The organism is Streptomyces sp. NPDC056948, assembly GCF_042674225.1.
GTDB lineage: Bacteria > Actinomycetota > Actinomycetes > Streptomycetales > Streptomycetaceae > Streptomyces > Streptomyces purpurascens.
Map to the genome: position 1 here is coordinate 1 of NZ_JBHUQX010000722.1, position 2427 is coordinate 2427.

The 2427-nt window shown below is 72.8% G+C and carries 2 protein-coding genes; one reads left to right on the plus strand and one right to left on the minus strand.

Going from position 1 to position 2427, the window contains the following annotated elements; genetic code table 11:
- Positions 1–107: 107 nt before the first annotated feature.
- Complete coding sequence (locus ACFTZL_RS43980; protein WP_382595989.1) at positions 108–1742, minus strand: MFS transporter; 1635 nt, start codon at positions 1740–1742, stop codon at positions 108–110.
- 93 nt (positions 1743–1835) lie between these two features.
- Between ACFTZL_RS43980 and ACFTZL_RS43985 the strand changes: the two genes are divergently transcribed.
- Positions 1836–2411, plus strand: coding sequence for a MarR family winged helix-turn-helix transcriptional regulator (locus ACFTZL_RS43985; protein ID WP_382595992.1), 576 nt, complete (start codon positions 1836–1838; stop codon positions 2409–2411).
- Positions 2412–2427: the final 16 nt, after the last annotated feature.

Sequence of the window (2427 nt, forward strand, 5' to 3'; positions counted from 1 at the left end):
GCGGAGCACCGTCGGGGCCGTCGCGCACGGGGACGCGTTGCGTCGCCTCGGCCGGACCGGCGAAGGGACGGATCGGTGAACGCCGGGCCGCCTGCCGCGGGCGGAGGCTACCGGTCCGTGCGGCGGACGCGGCCGGCGTCGCTGTCGCCGCCGCGCGCGTCGGCGCCCGCGAGCTCGTCCGGGTGTACGGCGCGGCGGTCGTCCGGGACCTGGACACCCTCGGCATCCGCACCTGCCGGGCCTTGCGCGCCGGCGGGGACGCGGCCCAGCCGTACGGCGAGCAGCGCGGTGCCGACGGCCAGTGCCGCGAGGACGTACGCGGTGAGGTCGAAGGCCTCCGCGAAGTCGGCCAAGCCGGTGTCCGGACCCGGCGCTTGTGGATTGGTACCCAGGAAGCCGCGGTACAGGGCCCCGATGACCGCTACACCGAAGGCCATGCCCGCCTGGGTGACGGTGTTCAGCACACCCGATCCGGCGCCGGCGTCGTCCGGGTGGACCCGGGAGAGGACGGTGTCCACCAGGGGCGCGACGACCAGGCCCTGCCCGAATCCGGAGACCCCCATCACCGCTGCCAGCCCGATCGCCTGGCCGGTGCCGTCCAGGCCGGTGACGGCGGGCACGGCCGCGAGCGAGACCGCCATGACGAGGCCGCCCGCCACCGACACCCCGATGCCGAACCGGGCGGCGAGCCTGCGGCAGGCCGCCGAGGCGACGATGAAGCCGAGGCCGAGCGGCACGAAGACCATGCTCGCGGCCAGCGGCGTCAGCCGGAGGCCCGACTGGAGGTGGTAGGTGAGGACCAGGAACAGCCCGGCGTTGCCGGAGAAGAACAGCAGCACGGTGCCCATGCTCAGCGGGAAGCCCTTGGCCCGCAGCAGTCGGCTCGGCAGCAGCGGGTCGTTGCCCCGGTCCTCCGTCCGGCGCTCCCAGCGCAGGAAGACCATGGCGCCGGCCGCACTGAGGGCGAAGCAGCCGTACGTCCACCAGGGCCAGCCGTGCTCACCGCCGAGGATCAGCGGGATGAGCACGAGCGGCAGCAACACGGCGGTGAAGACGGCGCCGATGATGTCGAGCCGCGGCAGATCGGCGCTGCGGCTCTCGGTGACGGCGGGCACGGCCGCGCACAGGATCGCCGCGCCGATCGGCACATTGATCAGGAAGATCATGCGCCAGCCCAGACCGGCCACGTCGAGGTCGAGCAGCAGGCCGCCGCCGACGAGGCCGGCGATGACGCCCGCTCCGATGGAGGCACCGTAGGCTCCGACCGCTCGGGCCCGGTCGCGCTCGTGCACGAAGACGGCCCGGATGAGGGAGAGCACCTGCGGTGTCATCACGGCGGCCGACAGGCCCTGGAGGACCCGGGCCGCGATCAGCGTGGCCGGGCTGGGCGCCAGCGCGCACAGCAGGGAGGTCAGGGTGAAGGTGGCCACCCCGTACTGGAAGGTGCGCTTGCGGCCGATCCGGTCGCCGAGCCGGCCGCCGGTTACCATGCCCGCTGCGTAGGCGATCACGTAACCGTCGATGACGAACTGGAGTTGGCCGAACCCGGCGTTCAGGTCCGCCTGGATCCCCGGAGCCGCGACGTTCACGATGAACATGTCGATCTGGCTCATGAACATCGCGAGCAGGACCACGGTGAGTCCCGCCCAGTCCCGCCCGGTGGCTCGGGGAGGGCCGGTCGCGGTGGCGGCCCCGGCCTCCGCCCCGGCCTTCGGACTCGCTTTCCGTGTCTCTGTGCGCATATCACCACTCGGTTTCGACGGTGCGCCGAAGCGCGCATGTTTAGTGCTAAATTCAGATCTAAATGTAGCAGGTCAGTGTTGGAGGGTGAGCTCATGAGGGCATCAGAGGAAAGCGATCGCAGGCCGGCGGGAGACGACCCGGCGGACGCCATCGCGGCTGCCTGGAGCCGTGAGCGGCCCCAGACTCCGGTGGGCTCCATCGGCGTGGTCACGAGGATCTGGCAGCTCGCCAAGCACTTCGGGGACGACCGCCGGCGGGTGCTCGCCGAGGCGGGGGTCGACCCGGCCACCCTGGACCTGCTCAGCGTGCTGCGCCGCAGCGGGCCGCCCTACACCCTGAGCACCCGGGACCTCGCCGGGCACTCCCTGGTCACCGCGGGCGCCATCTCGCAGCGGGTCGCGCGCGCCGAGCGCGACGACCTGGTCACCCGCCGCCCCGCCCCCGGCCGCAGCCGCGCCGTGCTGGTCGAACTGACCCCGGCCGGACACGAGTTGGTGGAGCGCACCGTGGACCGGGTGCTCGTCCGCGAGGCACAGCTCCTGGAACGCCTGGGCCCGGAGCGGCGCGAGGCGCTCTCCGAGTTGCTGCGCGAACTGCTCGACGATGTGCAGGACCAGCTCAATGTGCGGGGTGTTTCCCATGTGGGGCACGAGGGGCTGGACGGCTGAGCCCGGACGTCCCGGC